The organism is Rhodovarius lipocyclicus, assembly GCF_009900765.1.
Classification (GTDB): Bacteria; Pseudomonadota; Alphaproteobacteria; order Acetobacterales; family Acetobacteraceae; genus Rhodovarius; species Rhodovarius lipocyclicus.
On the sequence record NZ_JAAABL010000060.1, the window covers coordinates 1 to 15738 of the forward strand.

Below are 15738 nucleotides of genomic sequence, written 5' to 3' on the forward strand. Positions count from 1 at the left end.
CGCGGCCGGGCGCGGCGGCGGGCCAGGCTGTCGCGCGCCTGGGCGGCGGTTTCGGCGGGCAGGTCCAGCGCGGCCAGAATGGCACGCAGGGTCTCCTCCGGCACGGCGTGGCGCTGGCCCGCGATGTCGTGCCAGGCGGTGTCGACGCCCGCCGCCCGGGCCAGCTCGGCCAGCAGCGCGGCATCGGGCGCCTGGGCCGGGCGGCGGGCAACGGGCGTTTCCGCGCACCAGACCACGCTGCGCGGGGCCATGAGTTGGGGCGGTTCGGAGCGCACCGGATCGGCGCTGTCGGCCAGCAATGCCCAGCCATGGCCGGGGCGCGGCGGCGGCAGGCGCAGCCGCGCGGGCACATCCCCGCCATGCACCGCCACCAGTACCCGGTCGCCCGCCGCGTGCAGCAGCAGGGCCAGGCCGCGGCCCTGCCAATCCACCGGCCCGCCATCCAGGCCGAACCAGACGGCGTCGGGCTCGCCCGAGGCATCGGCCTCACCCAGCAGGGGCGCTGTGGCATGCAGCGCGGGGTGGGCCCGCCGCGCCGCGACCAGCCGCGCCACGAACGCCGTCAGCCCGGCATCCGCATTCGCCCAGTCGAACCAGGACAGCGCATTGTCCTGGCACCAGCCATTGTTGTTGCCGCGCTGCCCGCGCCCGGCCTCATCCCCCATGGACAGCATGGGCGTGCCGCGCGCCGCCAGCAGCGTGGCCAGCAGCGCCCGCACATCGGCGGCGCGGCGTTCGCGCAGGGCCTCGTCGGCCCCCTCCACCCCGTGGTTCCAGGAGAGGTTGTGATCGGTGCCGTCGCGGTTGTGTTCGCCATTGGCGGCGTTGTGCTTGTGCGCGTGGCTGACCAGATCGGCGAGGGTGAAACCGTCATGCGCCGTGACGAAGTTCAGCGATTCGGTGCTGGCGCGCGCCCCGAACACATCGCGCGAGCCCGCCAGCCGGGTGGCGAACTCACCCAGCGCATGGGCATCCCCGCGCCAGAAGCGGCGCACACCGTCGCGGAAGCGGTCGTTCCATTCCGCCCAGCCGGGCGGGAATTGTCCCAGCCGATAGCCCCCGGCGCCGATGTCCCAGGGCTCGGCGATGATCCAGCTGCGGGCCAGCACCGGGTCCTGCCTGATGGCCTGGATCAGCGGCGCATCGGGGTCGAAGCCATCCTCCCGCCGGGCCAGGGTGGTGGCCAGGTCGAGCCGCAGCCCCGCCAGCCCCGCCTGTTCCACCCAATGCCGCATGGCGTCCATGGCCAGGCGCAGAGGCAGCGGCCGGTCCAGCGCCAGCGCATTGCCGCAGCCGGCATCGTTGACGTAGCCATCATGGCCGGCGCGATACCAGGCGGTGTCGCCGAGGCCCTTCAGCGACAGCACCGGGCCTTCGGCATCGCCCTCGCCGCTGTGGTTCAGCACCATGTCCAGGATCACGCCGATCCCGGCCCGCGCCAGGGCGGCGACGGCGGCCCGCACCTCCGCCATGCCGCCCGGCGCCAGGCGCGGGTCGGGCGCCAGCCAGCCCACGGTGTTGTAGCCCCAGTAATTGGTCAGCCCCAGCGGGGCCAGGTGGCGTTCATCCGCCCAGGCGGCGGCGGGCATGATCTCCACATGCGTGACACCCAGCCGCCGCAGGTATTCCACCGAGGCCGGGTGGCCGAGCCCCGCGAAAGTGCCCCGCAGCGCCTCCGGCACCGCCGGGTTCAGCCTGCTGAAGCCGCGCACATGCAGCTCATATACCACCCTCGCGCCGGGGATGGCGGGGGGTGCCACGGGTGGCAGCGGCGGTTCCAGCACCGCCTTGGGCATGAAGGGGGCGGTGTCGTCCTCGCCGAACCTGGCGGGGTGCGTGGCGAAGGGCCGGTCGATGCGGCGCGCCCAGGGGTCCAGCAGCAGTTTCTCCGGCCGGCAACCCGGGCCATGCGCCCGCAGCCCATAGCGCGCGCCCGCCGCCAGCCCGGGCAGGAAGCCGTGGAAGACATCCCCCGTGCGGGCGGGCAGGCGGAACCGGGTCTCCCGCTCGCCCTCGAACAGGCACAGATCCAGCGCCTCGGCGCCCGGGGCGGGGATGGCGATGTTGGCGCCGCCCGTGACGAGGTGCACGCCGAGCGGCGCCGGCGCCCCCTCATCCATGCCGCGCCGCCAGCCCCTTCAGGATGGCGGCATAGCGCCCGGCGGATGGCCCCCAGGAGACATCGGTGGCCATGGCCCGCCGCCGCATCCCTCGCCACACCGCGCTGTCCGCATACAGCGCCAGCGCGCGGCGCAGCCCGGCCGCCAGGGCCTCCGCGCTGCCGGGCGCCACCTGCACCCCGGTGCCGCAGCCCGCGGCCAGCGCCGCGTGGTTGGTGTCGATGACGGTATCCGCCAGCCCCCCGGTGCGCGCCACGATGGGCGGCGCGCCGTAACGCAGCGCCGCCAGCTGCGCGAGGCCGCAGGGCTCGAAGCGGGACGGCACGACCAGCGCGTCGCACCCCGCATAGACCAGCCGCGCCAGCCCCTCATCGAAGCCGATGAAGGCCCCGGCGCGGCCCGGATGCATGGCGGCGAAGCTGCGGCAGGCCTGTTCCAGCCCCGGCTCGCCGGAGCCCAGCATGGCCAGCTGCGCGCCGCCCTGCATCGGCACATGGGCGGCGGCCAACAGCAGGTCCGCGCCCTTCTGCCAGGCCAGGCGGCCGATAAAGGCGAACAACGGCGCGGCAGGGTCCGCCGCCAGCCCCAGCCGCGCCTGCAGCGCCGCCTTGTTCGCCGCCCGCCCAGCCGGGGCGGATGCGGAAAACCGCGCGGCCAGATGAGGGTCCGTCTTCGGGTCCCAATCCGTGGTGTCGAGGCCGTTCAGGATGCCGTGCAGATCCCCCGACCGCCCGCGCAGCAACCCATCCAGGCCCATGCCGCCCTCGGGCGTCAGGATCTCCTCGGCGTAGGAAGGCGAGACGGTGTTGATCGCATCCGCGTACCACAGCCCCGATTTCAGGAAGCCGATGGCGCCGAAATACTCCAGCCCCTGGGTGGACATCGCCTGCGCCGGCAGCCCCAGCAGCGGGAACAGGGAGGCATCGAACTTGCCCTGGTAGGCAAGGTTGTGAATGGTGAACAGGCAAGGGATGGGCCTGGGCGCGAAGCGCAGATAGGCCGGCACCAGCCCCGCCTGCCAGTCATGCGCATGCACCGCGGCGAAGCCCAGCGCATCGGCCACCCGCGCCGCCGCCCGGCCCAGCGCCGCGAAGCGGATGGCGTTGTCGCCCCACTCCGCGCCATCGGGCGCCACATAGGGCCCGCCCGGCCGGTCGAACAGATGCGGCGCGTCCAGCACCAGCAGGTCCAGCCCGGCCGCCCGCCCCTCCAGCACCCGCACCGGGGCGCCGTACAGTTCCGGCCATTCCAGCACCGTGCGCGCGGCCCCCAGCGCCGCCAGCACCTTCGGATAGCCGGGGATGAGGGTGCGCACCGCCACCCCCTGCCCGGCCAGCGCCGCCGGCAGCGCGCCCGCGGCATCCGCGAGCCCCCCGGTCTTGATGAGCGGATACAGCTCCGACGCGACAGCGAGAACCGGCAGCGCCATGCGTCAGGAGAGCCGGTCGATCATGGGCTGGGTGATCAGGCACACCCCGTTCGCCGTGCGGCGGAAGCGTTTCGCATCCTCCTCCGGGTCCTCACCCACCACCAGCCCCGCGGGGATGCGCACGCCGCGATCGACCACCACATCGGTCAGCCGCGCGCCACGCCCCACATCCACCTGCGGCAGCAGCACCGCCCCCTCCAGCACCGCGTGGGAGTGCAGGTGCACCTCGCTGAACAGCAGGGACCGCCTGGCCCGCCCGCCCGACACGATGCAGCCGCCCGAGACGAGGGAGGAGATCGCCTCGCCCCGCCGCCCCGCGATGTCATGGACGAATTTGGCCGGCGGCGTCACCTCGGCGTTGGTCCAGATCGGCCAGGCGCGGTCGTACAGATCGAGGTCGGGCACGATGTCCGTCAGGTCGATATTGGCCTGCCAATAGGCATCGACCGTGCCCACATCCCGCCAATAGGGTTCGGCCTCGGCGCCCGAGCGCACGCAGGAATCCTCGAATTTATGGGCGAAGGCGCGGCCGTGCTTCACGATGTGGGGGATCAGGTCCTTGCCGAAATCGTGGCTGGAATGCGGGTCCTCCGCGTCACGGCGCAGTTGTTCGGCCAGAAAGCGGTAGCCGAAGACATAGATGCCCATGGAGGCGAGCGAGAGATCGGGATGGCCCGGAAGGGCCGGCGGGTCGGCGGGCTTTTCCACGAAATCGGTGATACGCCCGGCCTCATCCACATGCATCACGCCGAAGCCCGAGGCCTCCGCGCGGGGCACGGTGATGCAGCCGACCGTGACGTCGGCCTCCGTCTCCACATGCTGGGCCAGCATCTTCTCGTAATCCATCTTGTAGATGTGGTCGCCGGCCAGGATGACCATGAAGCGCGGCCCGTAATCCTCGATGATGTCGAGGTTCTGGAACACCGCGTCCGCCGTGCCGAGATACCAGTTGCGCTCATCCACCCGCTGGCTGGCGGGCAGGATGTCGAAGGTCTCGTTGCGTTCGGGGCGCAGGAAGTTCCAGCCGCGCTGCAAATGCCGGATCAGGCTGTGCGCCTTGTATTGCGTGGCCACCGCGATACGCCGGATGCCGGAATTGATGGCATTGGACAGCGCGAAATCGATGATGCGCGACTTGCCGCCGAAATAGACGGCGGGCTTGGCGCGCCGGTCCGTCAATTCCAGCAGGCGGGACCCGCGCCCGCCCGCGAGCACATAGGCCATGGCGTGGCGCGCATAGGGGGGGCCGGTCAGGGGACGGTCGTCGGGCATGGCGGGTTCCCTTCTACGTGGTTTTCGCGGCTGGCATCTTGCGCCAGATCAGATCGCGACGGCCAGGATATCGGTTGCAAATACAACGCGCCGAGCGGCGGCACGTCGATCAGCGCGGAGGCCGGCTGGCGCTGGCAGGGCACGGGCTCGGCCAGCGGCTCGCCCTCCATCGCCTCGCCGGTGCCGCCATAGCCCGCGTCATCCGTGCTGAGCAGCACGCGCCAGCGCCCGGCCACCGGCAGGCCGAAGCGCTGCCGCCGCCGCACCGGCGTGAAGTTGCAGATCACGGCCACCGGCGGCCCGCCCGCGCCATCGAAGCGCAGCCAGGAAAAGGTGGAATGCAGGGCGTCGTCCGGCTCGATCCACTGGAAGCCCTCGGGCTCGCAGTCGCGCGCATGCAGGGCGGGGACGGTGCGGTGCAGTTCGTTCAGCCGGCGCACCAGCCCCTGCACCCCCAGGTGCGGCGCGTGCCGCAGCAGCCACCAGTCGCATTCCCGCGCCTCGGTCCATTCGCGCCAGGGGGCGAATTCCTGGCCCATGAACAGCAGCTTCTTGCCCGGATGCCCCCACATGAAGGCGTAGTAGCAGCGCAGCGTGGCGAAGCGCTGCCAGTCATCGCCCGGAAGCCGGCCCAGCAGCGTGCCCTTGCCGTGCACCACTTCGTCATGGCTCAGCGGCAGGATGAACGCCTCGTTCCACGCATACATCAGGCCGAAGGTGACCAGGTCATGGTGCCAGCGGCGATGCAGCGGGTCGGTCGCCACATAGCGCAGCGTGTCGTTCATCCAGCCCATGTTCCACTTGAAGCCGAAGCCCAACCCGCCCTCCGCCGCCGGGGCCGTGATGCCCTTCCAGGCGGAGGCTTCCTCGGCCGCCGTGACCGCGCCCGGGACCTGCTCCGCCAGCAGCGCGTGGGTGTGGCGCAGGAAGGCCACGGCCTCCCGGTTCACGCGGCTGCCATCCTCATTGGGCGCCCAGGCGCCGGGGGCGCGGTCGTAGTCGAGGTAGAGCATGGACTGCACCGCATCCACCCGCAGCCCGTCGGCGTGGTAGCGCTCCAGCCAGAACAGCGCGTTGGCGGCCAGGAAGGCCGAGACCTCCTTCCGGCCGAAATCGAACACCGCCGTGCCCCAGCCCGGCAGGAAGCCCCGGCGCGGGTCGGGCGGCTCATACAACGGCCCGCCGTCGAAGCGCGCCAGCCCCGCCGCATCCAGCGGGAAATGCGCCGGCACCCAATCCAGCAGCACGCCGAGCCCGGCCGCGTGGGCGCGGTCGATGAAACGCGCCAGCCCCTCCGGCGGGCCATGCCGGGCGGTGACGGCGAACAGGCCGAGCGGCTGATAGCCCCAGGATTCATCGAGCGGATGCTCGGCCACCGGCATCAGCTCGATATGGGTGAAGCCCAGGTCGAGCACATAGGGGATCAGCGCCTCGGCCAGCTCGTCCCAGCTGTAGAAGCGGCCATCGGGATGGCGGCGCCAGGAACCGGCATGGACCTCATAGATCGCCATGGGCTCACGCCGGGGGTCGCGCGCGGCGCGGGCCCGCATCCAGGCGGCGTCCGCCCAGGGGTGGGGCTCGGCCGCGGCCACCACCGAGCCGCTGGCCGGCCGCAATTCGGCGGCGAAACCCACCGGGTCCGCCTTCAGCGGGCAGAGCGCACCGTCGCGGCCCAGGATCTCGTACTTGTAGCGCGCGCCGGGCGTGAGGTCGGGCAGGAAGATCTCCCACAGGCCGGAATCCACCCGCTTGCGCATGGGGTGGCGGCGGCCGTCCCAGGCGTTGAAATCCCCCACCACGGAGACCCTGAGCGCCCCCGGCGCCCAGACCGCGAAGCGCACGCCGGCACTGCCTTCATGCGTGCAGGGATGCGCGCCCAGCCGATCGAACAGCCGGGCATGGGTGCCCTCGACGAACAGATGGTCGTCCAGCGGGCCCAATGTGGGGCCGAATGCGTAGGGGTCCGTGACCTCCCACGCATCGGCGCCGCGCCTGGCCCGCAGGCGATAGGCCAGCGGCAGGGAAGCGCCGGGGAGCAGCCCCTCGAAGAAGCCCGCCGCGTTGCGCCGTTCCAGCGGATGGGCGGCGCCGCCCGCCAGCGCCTCCAGCGCCTCGGCACCGGGGAGGAAGGCGCGCAGCACCACACCGCCCGGCACCGCATGCGGCCCGAGCAGCGCGAAGGGATCGGGGTGGCGCGCGGCCAGCAGCGCGGCGATCTCCCCCGCACCGGCGCGCCAGCCCGTCATCGGGAGAACGGGACGTTCCAGATCTCGGCCGCGTATTCGGAAATGCTGCGGTCGGCGGAAAACCAGCCCATGCCCGCCGTGTTCAGCACCGCCTTGCGCCGCCAGGCCACGGTATCGTGATACAGCGCCATGGCATCCTTCTGCGCGGCCAGATAGCTGTCGAAATCGGCGGTCACCATGAACCAGTCATCCCCGCGCAGGCTGGCCACCAGATCATGGTAGCGCGTGCGGTCGTCGGGGGAGAACACGCCGCCCGCGACCGCGTCCAGCACCTCCGCCAGGTTGGCGGAGGCGGCGATCGCCTGCTCCCCCTTCCAGCCTTCCGCGCGACGGGCCGCGACCTCCCCGGCGGACAGGCCGAACAGGAACAGGTGCTCATGGCCGATATGGTCGGCCATCTCCACCGTCGCGCCATCCAGCGTGCCGATGGTCAGCGCCCCGTTCAGCGCCAGCTTCATGTTGCCGGTGCCCGATGCCTCCAGGCCGGCGGTCGAGATCTGCTCGGACAAATCGGCCCCCGGCACGATCACCTCGGCGGCGGAGACATTGTAGTTGGGGAGGAAGGCCACCTTCAGCAGGCCGCGCACGGCTGGGTCGCGGTTGACCACGCGCGCCACATCCCAAGCCAGCTTGATGATCTGCTTGGCGCGGTGATAGCCGGGCGCGGCCTTGCCGGCGAAGATCTTGACCACCGGCGTCCAGTCCCGCGTCGGGTGGGCGCGCATGGCCTCGTACAGGGAGATCGTCTGCAGCACGTTCAGCAGCTGGCGCTTGTATTCGTGGATGCGCTTGATCTGCACGTCGAACAGCGCGGAGGGATCGACCTTCACCCCCGTCTGTTCCTGGATCATCACCGCCAGCGCTTCCTTGTTCGCGCGCTTCACGGCGGCGTAGCGGCCCTGGAAGATGGCGTCGTCGGCGAAGCCGCGCAGATCGGCCAGGGCCGCGGGGTCGTCCATCACGCGCGGGCCCAGGGTTTCCGCCAGCAGGGAGGTCAGGCCCGGGTTGCACTGGAACAGCCAGCGGCGGAAGGAGATGCCGTTGGTCTTGTTCACGATGCGGTCCGGGAACAGCCGGTTGAAATCGCTGAACACCGTCTGGCGCATCAGCCCGGTGTGCAGCGCCGAGACCCCGTTCACCTTGTGGGAGCCGACAAAGGCCAGATGGCCCATGCGCACGCGCCGGCCATGGTCCTCACCGATCAGCGACACGCTGGCCAGCAGCTGGTCGTCGCCCGGGTGGGCGGCCCGCGCGGCGTCCAGGTGCTCGGCATTGATGCGGTAGATGATCTGCATGTGGCGCGGCAACAGCCGCTCCATCAGCAGCACCGGCCAGGATTCCAGGGCTTCCGGCAACAGGGTGTGGTTGGTGTAGGAGATGGTGCCGCGCGTCACCTCCCACGCCTGCCCCCAGGGCAGCTCGTATTCGTCGACCAGCAGGCGCATCAGTTCCGCCACCGCGATGGCCGGGTGGGTGTCATTGAGCTGAATGGCGGCGTGCTCGGCCAGGCTCTCCACATTGCCGATCTGGCGGATCTGCCGGCGCAGCACATCGGCCAGCGCGGCGGCGGTGAAGAAATACTCCTGCCGCAGGCGCAGCTCCTGCCCCGCCGGGCTGTCATCGGCCGGGTACAGCACCTTGGAGATGGATTCGGCCCGCACCTGTTCGGCCAGCGCGCCGTGGTGGTCGCCGCGGTTGAAGGCATCCAGCCGCAGCGGGTCGGGCGATTGCGCGTGCCACAGCCGCAGCACGTTCACGTGCTCACCCCGCCAACCCACGATGGGGGTGTCATAGGCGACGGCATCCACCCATTCGGCGGGCTGCCAGGTGGCGCGCTCGCCGCTGTCATCGCCCGTCACCTCGCCGCCGAAACCCACGCGATAGCGGAATTCCGGGCGGGCGAATTCCCAGGGGTTGCCGAAGGAGAGCCAGTCCTCCGGGAATTCCTGCTGCCAGCCCTCGCGCAATATCTGCCGGAACAGGCCGTGGTCGTAGCGGATGCCATAGCCGAAGGCGGGGATGGCCAGGCTCGACATGCTTTCGAGGAAGCAGGCCGCGAGCCGGCCGAGGCCGCCATTGCCGAGTGCGGCGTCCGGTTCGGCCAGCCGCGCCTGGTCCGGCGTGACGCCGAGTTCGGCCAGGGCCGCGCGCATTTCCTCGACCAGGCCCAAGTTGTTCACGTTTTCCCGCAGCAGCCGGCCGATCAGGAATTCCAGCGACAGGTAGTAGACATGCTTCTTCACCTTGCCCCGGTTCTGCTCCATCTGGCGCAGGAAGCGTTCCACCACCCGGTCCCGCACGGCCAGGGCGGAGGCCATGAACCAGTCGCGGTCCCTGGCCTCCGAGACGGGCTTGCCGAGCGTGTAGGTCAGCTTGCGCAGGATGAGGTCGCGCAGGGGCTGGGTTTCGACAGGCAGGAGGGTGTCTGGCGGGGTCAAGGCGTGGCTCCGGATGGCTGGCGGCGGGATCTCAGCGGGCGTGCCGAGCGGCGGCACGGCTATCCTTAGCGGCATGGAAGGTACCAGAAGCTTTCCGCGCCGGGGCGGAAAACGCGGGCCGATCGGACAGGCAGGCGCGCACTGGGTTCCCTCCTTGCTGGATAGCAGGAGAAGCCATAGCGCACCATGATGTCCAGTGTTTTACAAATAGTTGGGGGAGGCTGAGATGCCGGAAGGGACGGCGCCGCCTCGGCGGCCGTCCCTCATCCGACGGCGGGATGCGGGCGCCGGCTGGGGAAGGCCAGGGTCAGCAGCCAGCACGCCGCCAGCATCGCCGCCGCCCCGCCCAGGCAGGCCACCAGCCCGCCCCAGCCATACAGCAGCCCCGAGAGCAGGATGCCCCCGAACCGCCCCGCCGCGTTGGCGGCGTAGTAGAAGCCCACATCCTCCGCCGCCTTCTCGCTGCCGGCATAAGCCAGCACCAGATAGGAATGGACGGAGGAATTCACCGCGAACAGCACCCCGAACACGCACAGCCCCACCGGCACGAACAGGTCCGGCCGCGCCACCCCCGCCAGCATCATCAGGGCCAGCGCCGTGGGCACCGCCGCCAGCGCCAGCGACCAGGCGCGCGCCGCCGGCACCTCCGTGGACAGCCCATCGGCGCTGCGCCGCACCAGCGCCGGGGCCAGCGCCTGGATCACGCCATAGCCGATGGTCCACAGCGCGAGGAAGCTGCCCACCATCGTGAAGGTCCAGCCGCTGGCATAGAGGAACACGGGCAGGCCGACGACGAACCACACATCCCGCGCCCCGAACAGCACGACCCGCGCCGCCGCGAGCAGGTTGATCGCCGCGTTCTTCGCGAAGAGCTCCCGCGCCGATGTCGATGCCTTGGCCTTGCCCATCAGCGGCGGCAGGGACAGCGCCACGCCGGCCAGCACCAGCGCCAGCGCCCCGGCCATGGCCCACAGCGCGCCACGGAAACCCAGCGCCTGCAGCAGCGCCCCGCCCAGGAAGAACCCCGCACCCTTCATGGCGTTCTTGCTGCCGGTGAAGAAGGCCACCCATTGGAACAGCCGGCCGGATGCCTCGCCGGCCGTCAGCTTGATGGCGGATTTCGAGGCGGTCTTCGTCAGGTCCTTCGCCACGCCGCACACGCCCTGCGCGACGACGACCCAGGCGACCGACAGCGTGGCCCCCCAGCCCGGCGAGACCGCCGACAGCAGCAGGAAGCCCGCGATCTGCGTGGCCAGCCCCACCGCCAGCATGCGCGCGATGCCGAAGCGCGTGGCCAGCCAGCCGCCGATCAGATTCGCCCCGATCCCCGCCGCCTCATACAGCAGGAACAGGAAGGCCAGCGTGAAGGGCGAGTAGCCGAGCCGGAAGAAGTGCAGCAGCACCAGCATCCGCAGGGCGCCGTCGGTCAGCGTGAAACCCCAATAGGCGAGCGTCACGATGACATAGTTGCGGGTACCGTTGCCGCCCATGCCGTCAGATCCCGGCCGCGCGCATGTGGCAGGCCAGGTCCACCATCCGGCAGGCATAGCCCATTTCGTTGTCGTACCACGCATAGACCTTCAGCAGCGTGCCGTCCGTGACCATGGTGGAGGGGGCGTCCACGATGCTGCTGCGTGTATCGCGGGCATAATCGGCCGAGACCAGCGGCCGCGTCTCGAAGCCCAATATGCCCGCGAGCGGGCCGGAGGCCGCGGCGCGGAACAGGGCGTTGACCTCCTCGGCGCTTGTCGGGCGCGCCATCTCGAAGACGCAATCGGTCAGGGAGGCATTGAGCACCGGCGCCCGCACCGCGTGGCCGTTCAGCTTGCCCTTCAGCTCGGGGTAGATCAGCGCGATCGCCGTCGCGCTGCCGGTGGTGGTCGGCGCCAGCGACAGCATGGCGCTGCGCGCCCGGCGCAGGTCCCGGTGCGGCGCATCCACCACCAGGTTGGTGTTGGTCGGGTCATGGATGGTGGTGATCTGGCCGTGCCGGATGCCGATCGCCTCATGCACCACCTTCACCACCGGGGCGAGGCAGTTGGTGGTGCAGGAGGCCGCGGTCACGATCGGGTGCCGGGCCGGGTCATAGAGGTGATGGTTCACCCCCACGACCACGTTCAGCACGCTGTCGAACTTCACCGGCGCCGCGACGATCACCCGCTTCGCGCCCCGGTCCAGATGGCCCTGGATCGCCTCGGGCGAGAGGAACCTGCCGGTGCATTCCAGCACCAGATCGACCCCCAGATCCCCCCAGGGGATCCCGCCGGGGCTGGCATGCTCGCTGAAGCCCAGGCGGTGGCCGCCGATGCGGATGGCGTCCTCGCCCTCGGCCTCGATCGCCGTGCGCCAGCGGCCTTGCACGCTGTCGAATTCGATCAGATGCGCGGTCGCGGCGGCGCCGCCCTTGATCTCGTTCAGATGCGCCACCTCCAGCCGGTTGGCCGCGCGGGGGTCGGTCTCGGCACGCTCAGCGGCACCCATGGCCGCGCGCAGGGCCAGCCGCCCGATGCGGCCCATGCCGTTGATGCCGACCCTCATGCCCGGGCCCCGGCGGCGAGCGGCTGCGCCAGTTCGTCCAGCCGGGCCTTCAGCGCCATGCGGTCCAGCGTGCCGAAGGGCGGGCTGGTGAAGATGCCCAGGCGCCGGTGCAGCGCGGCGTACAGCTCGTTCAGCAGCGTCGCGCGTTCCGTCGGGCTGCCGGCGAACTTCGCGGGGTCCGGCAGCGGCCAGGCGGCCGTGACATGCGTGCCCGCGAAATCCGGGCAGGCCTGCAGGTTCAGCGTGTCGCAAAGGGCGATGACGAAATCCATCCGGGGCGCATCCGGCCCGGTGAACTCGTCCCAGGATTTCGAACGCAGGCCGGAGACATCGTGGCCGAGCCCCTTCAGCTGGGCCAGCACCTCGGGCAAGGGGCCCGCCGGCAGCGGATCGGACCCGGCGGAGAAGGCGCGGAAGCGGCCCTCCGCCATGCTGTCCAATATGGCCTCGGCCATGATGGAACGGGCCGAGTTGCGGGTGCAGAGGAACAGGACATTGAAGGTCGGCGGTTGCATGCGGGCGGTCTCCCGGAGGGGGTCGAACAGGCGGTGCAGATCCCCGCAACGCGACGGGTCGCCGTCGCAGCAGGCATCCACGAGGAAGGTCAGCAGGGCGCGCAGGCGGTCGATCCGCGCGGTGTAGATCAGGCTGCGCCCCTGGCGGGTGGCGGCGATCAGCCCCGCCTGCTCCAGCGCGCGCAGATGGAAGGACAGGGTGGAGGGCGAGACGCCGAGGCGGGCGGCGATGTCGCCGGCGGCGAAGCCGCTGGGCCCGGCCGCGAGCAGGGCGCGCAGCAGATCGAGGCGCGTTTCCTGCCCGAGGGCGGCGAAAGCGAGGGCGGCCGTGGACGATTCCATATTTCAACTATAATCGAATAGTCGCGGCTAGCCAGTGAAGCTTCGATGACAGGGCCGGGCCGGCTGGCCACCTGCCCAGGGCGCGATATCATCCCGCGCCCCCAGCACAGGACCCGCACGTGACCGGCCCACGCTTCACCGCCGCCGTCGTGACCGCGCAGGTGCTGGCGCAGATCGGCACCTTCACCCTGCCCGCCTTGCTGCCCGCCTTCATCGCGCGCTGGTCGCTGTCCGGTGCCGAGGCGGGTTGGCTCATCGGGGCCTTCTTCGCGGCCTATGTGGTGGCGGTGCCCGTGCTGGTGGCGCTGACCGACCGCGTCCCGGCCCGGCGCATCTACATGACCGGCACGGCGCTGACGGCACTGTCGCATGCGGGCTTCGCGCTGTTCGCCGATGGGTTCTGGACCGCGCTGGCGCTCAGGCTTCTGGCCGGGGCGGGCTGGGCGGGCTGCTACATGCCCGGGCTGAAGGTGCTGGCCGACCGGCTGGAGGGCGCGGAGCAGTCGCGCGCCGTGGGCCTGCACAGCATGTGCGGCTATGCGGGCGGCTTTCTGGGGCCGGTCATCGCCGGCTTCGCGCTGGATGCCGCCGGGCCCGGCCATCTCATGGGCTGGGCCCTGGCCTTCGGCCATATCGCGCCGGTGACGCTGCTGGGGCTTTGGGCCCTGCGGCGGCTCGGGCGCGGGCGCTGAGGCCCCGCCTCAGCCGCAGCAGCAGCCGCCTTTCGGCGCGGACGCCACGGCGGCGGGGGCGCAGCAGGCCGTGGCGGCGCCCGGCGCCGGGCGCTCGGTCGAGCACACGCCCGTTTCGGGCAGCACCAGCTCCACCCGGCGGGCCGCCGCGCTGTCCCCGGCCAGATGGGCCGCGATGGAGCGCACCTGCTCATGGCCCGTCGCCAGCAGGAAGGTGGGCGCGCGGCCATAGCTCTTCATGCCGGCGATGTAGAAGCCGGTGTCCGGGTGGCGCAGCTCCGCCTCGCCATGCGGGCGCACCGTGCCGCAGGAATGCAGGTTGGGGTCGATCAGCGGCGCCAATGCCGGGGTCGCCTCCACCGCCGGGTCCAGGCCGAGCCGGACCTCCCGCAGGAAGGACAGGTCCGGGCGGAAGCCGGTGGCGACGATCATGCGATGGGCCAGCTCCGTCCTCGTCCGCCCGAGTTGCCGGCCGGAGACGGCCAGCGCGTCATCGGCCTGTGCGATGCTGTCGATCAGGAAGGGGGCGAGCGCGGTCACGGCGCCGCTTTCCACCAGCGCCTGCGCCCGCGCGCCCAGATCGCCGCGCCGGGCGAGGCCGTCGCGCGCGCCGCCGCCGAAATTCACCGCGCCCAGCGGCCGGCGGAACGCCCACAGGATGCGCGTGCCCGGCGCGGCCTTGGCGAGTTCCACGAGATCCAGCACCGCGTTCATCGCGGAATGCCCGGCGCCCACGACCAGCGTCGTGCGGCCGGCATAGGTGGCGCGCTCCGCGCCGAGCACGTCCGGGATGCCATAGGCGATGCGGTCGGCGTGCCGTGCCTCGCCGGGGGCGGGCATGCCGTGGCTGCCGGCCGGGTTCGGCGCGCCCCAGGTGCCGGAGCAGTCCAGCACCGCGCGGGCCTCGATCGCCTCGATGCCGCAGCAGGTTTCGACATGCAGGATGAAGGGCGCCGCGTCGCGCCCGTCGCCGTCATGCAGGCGGCCGAAGTCGCGCCGCGCGACGCCGGTCACGCGCGCGCCGGTGCGGATGCGGTCGCGCAGGGCGGCGCTGGCCGCCAGGGGCGCGATGTAGCGGTCCAGCAGCTCGCCGCCGGTCGGATAGGTTTCGGGGTCGGGCTCCGCCCAGCCTTCCGCCGCCAGCAGGGCACGGGCGGCGGCGTCGGTGTTGAAGCGCCAGGGCGAGAACATGCGCACATGCCGCCAGGCGCGGATGGCATGGCCTGCCTCGGCGCCCGCTTCCAGGACCAGCGGCGCGATGCCGCGGGCCAGGAGCTGCGCCGCGGCGGCGAGGCCGACGGGCCCCGCGCCGATGATCGCCACGGGCAGGACGGCTTGCGAGGCGGCCACCGGCCTTGAGCAGCAGGACGTCATGGAATTCTCCCTGGATGAAATCCCGAGCCGCAATGCATCGGGGGTTGAGGCATGAAGTCGTGGGAAGGCGTCGCCATGCGGGTCACGGGCAGCATGGCCCGCCCTTGGCGCGCCGGGCGTCGGCGCGATCGGCGGCCGCGAAGGCAAGGCCGGTATCGCGCAGCGCCGCCGTCGCCTCCATCCAGGCATCGAGCGCGACGCGGAAGGCGCCACGGCCCGCTTCGGTCAGCTGATAGACGCGGCGCTGCCGGCCCTGCACCACTTCCTCATGCGCGGTCAGGAAGCCGCCGGCCTCGAACTCCCGCAGAACGGGATAGATCGTCCCTTCCGTCGGCGAGCAGCAGCCCCCGGTCGTCCGCTCGACGGCGCGGGCGATGTCATAGCCATGCAGGGGCCCGTCATGCAGGACACGCAGGATGAAGAATTTGGACAGGCCCATCTTGATCGTGCCCGCCCAGTATTCGCGGGAGGCGTAGTTGACGCGGGGAGCCTGAGCGGTGCGGAGAGCGGGTGCCATGCGGGGATCTTATACATTGATGGTCAATGCATCAAGGCCCGAGAGGATAGCCCCCGCCGAGCGGGGATTTGTCGTTCCCGCCACATTGGAACAGCGATCGGATGGAGCCTGCATGCGGGAGCGCATTTGGCCCTGTAACGCGCAACGCCCGCTGACCATGAGGTGAGCGGGTGTTGTGTGTTGGATATGGATGCGGGGACAGGATTTGAACCTGTGACCTTCAGGTTATGAGCCTGACGAGCTACCGGGCTGCTC

General features: G+C 71.3%; 11 protein-coding genes. 1 reads left to right on the forward strand and 10 read right to left on the reverse strand.

Going from position 1 to position 15738, the window contains the following annotated elements; genetic code table 11:
• The 8 genes from glgX to GT007_RS20685 all read right to left on the reverse strand — a co-directional run.
• Positions 1-2120 (reverse strand): glycogen debranching protein GlgX (glgX, locus tag GT007_RS20650; protein WP_160123562.1); only part of this gene is annotated, 2120 nt, incomplete at its 3' end.
• Entirely contained in the window at positions 2113-3549 is a 1437-nt protein-coding gene (gene glgA / locus GT007_RS20655; protein ID WP_457852347.1) for a glycogen synthase GlgA, read from the reverse strand. The genes glgA and glgX, both read right to left, overlap by 8 nt.
• 3 nt (positions 3550-3552) lie before the next feature.
• Positions 3553-4821 (reverse strand): glucose-1-phosphate adenylyltransferase, encoded by a 1269-nt coding sequence (glgC, locus tag GT007_RS20660; RefSeq protein WP_160123563.1) that lies wholly within the window; start codon positions 4819-4821, stop codon positions 3553-3555.
• Positions 4800-7067, reverse strand: a complete 2268-nt coding sequence (gene glgB / locus GT007_RS20665) for a 1,4-alpha-glucan branching protein GlgB (RefSeq protein ID WP_160123564.1) — start codon at positions 7065-7067, stop codon at positions 4800-4802. Before glgB ends, glgC begins: the two co-directional genes overlap by 22 nt.
• Positions 7064-9505: a glycogen/starch/alpha-glucan phosphorylase gene (locus GT007_RS20670; protein ID WP_236571787.1), complete on the reverse strand. Its 2442-nt coding sequence runs from the start codon at positions 9503-9505 to the stop codon at positions 7064-7066. Before GT007_RS20670 ends, glgB begins: the two co-directional genes overlap by 4 nt.
• A 263-nt stretch (positions 9506-9768) precedes the next feature.
• Positions 9769-10995: an organoarsenical effux MFS transporter ArsJ gene (arsJ, locus tag GT007_RS20675; RefSeq protein WP_160123566.1), complete on the reverse strand. Its 1227-nt coding sequence runs from the start codon at positions 10993-10995 to the stop codon at positions 9769-9771.
• 4 nt (positions 10996-10999) lie between these two features.
• Complete coding sequence (locus GT007_RS20680; RefSeq protein WP_160123567.1) at positions 11000-12043, reverse strand: ArsJ-associated glyceraldehyde-3-phosphate dehydrogenase; 1044 nt, start codon at positions 12041-12043, stop codon at positions 11000-11002.
• Positions 12040-12900, reverse strand: a complete 861-nt coding sequence (locus GT007_RS20685) for a metalloregulator ArsR/SmtB family transcription factor (RefSeq protein ID WP_160123568.1) — start codon at positions 12898-12900, stop codon at positions 12040-12042. The genes GT007_RS20680 and GT007_RS20685 overlap by 4 nt, the downstream gene beginning before the upstream one ends.
• 119 nt (positions 12901-13019) lie before the next feature.
• Between GT007_RS20685 and GT007_RS20690 the strand changes: the two genes are divergently transcribed.
• The gene (locus GT007_RS20690; RefSeq protein ID WP_160123569.1) at positions 13020-13592 is read left to right on the forward strand and encodes an MFS transporter; all 573 of its coding nucleotides are present in this window, start codon (positions 13020-13022) and stop codon (positions 13590-13592) included.
• A gap of 9 nt (positions 13593-13601) precedes the next feature.
• Here the strand turns inward: GT007_RS20690 and GT007_RS20695 are convergent, their stop codons facing one another.
• Positions 13602-14942, reverse strand: coding sequence for an NAD(P)-binding domain-containing protein (locus GT007_RS20695; RefSeq protein ID WP_236571788.1), 1341 nt, complete (start codon positions 14940-14942; stop codon positions 13602-13604).
• A 106-nt stretch (positions 14943-15048) separates the two neighbouring features.
• Entirely contained in the window at positions 15049-15483 is a 435-nt protein-coding gene (locus GT007_RS20700; protein WP_236571789.1) for a PadR family transcriptional regulator, read from the reverse strand.
• Positions 15484-15738: the final 255 nt, after the last annotated feature.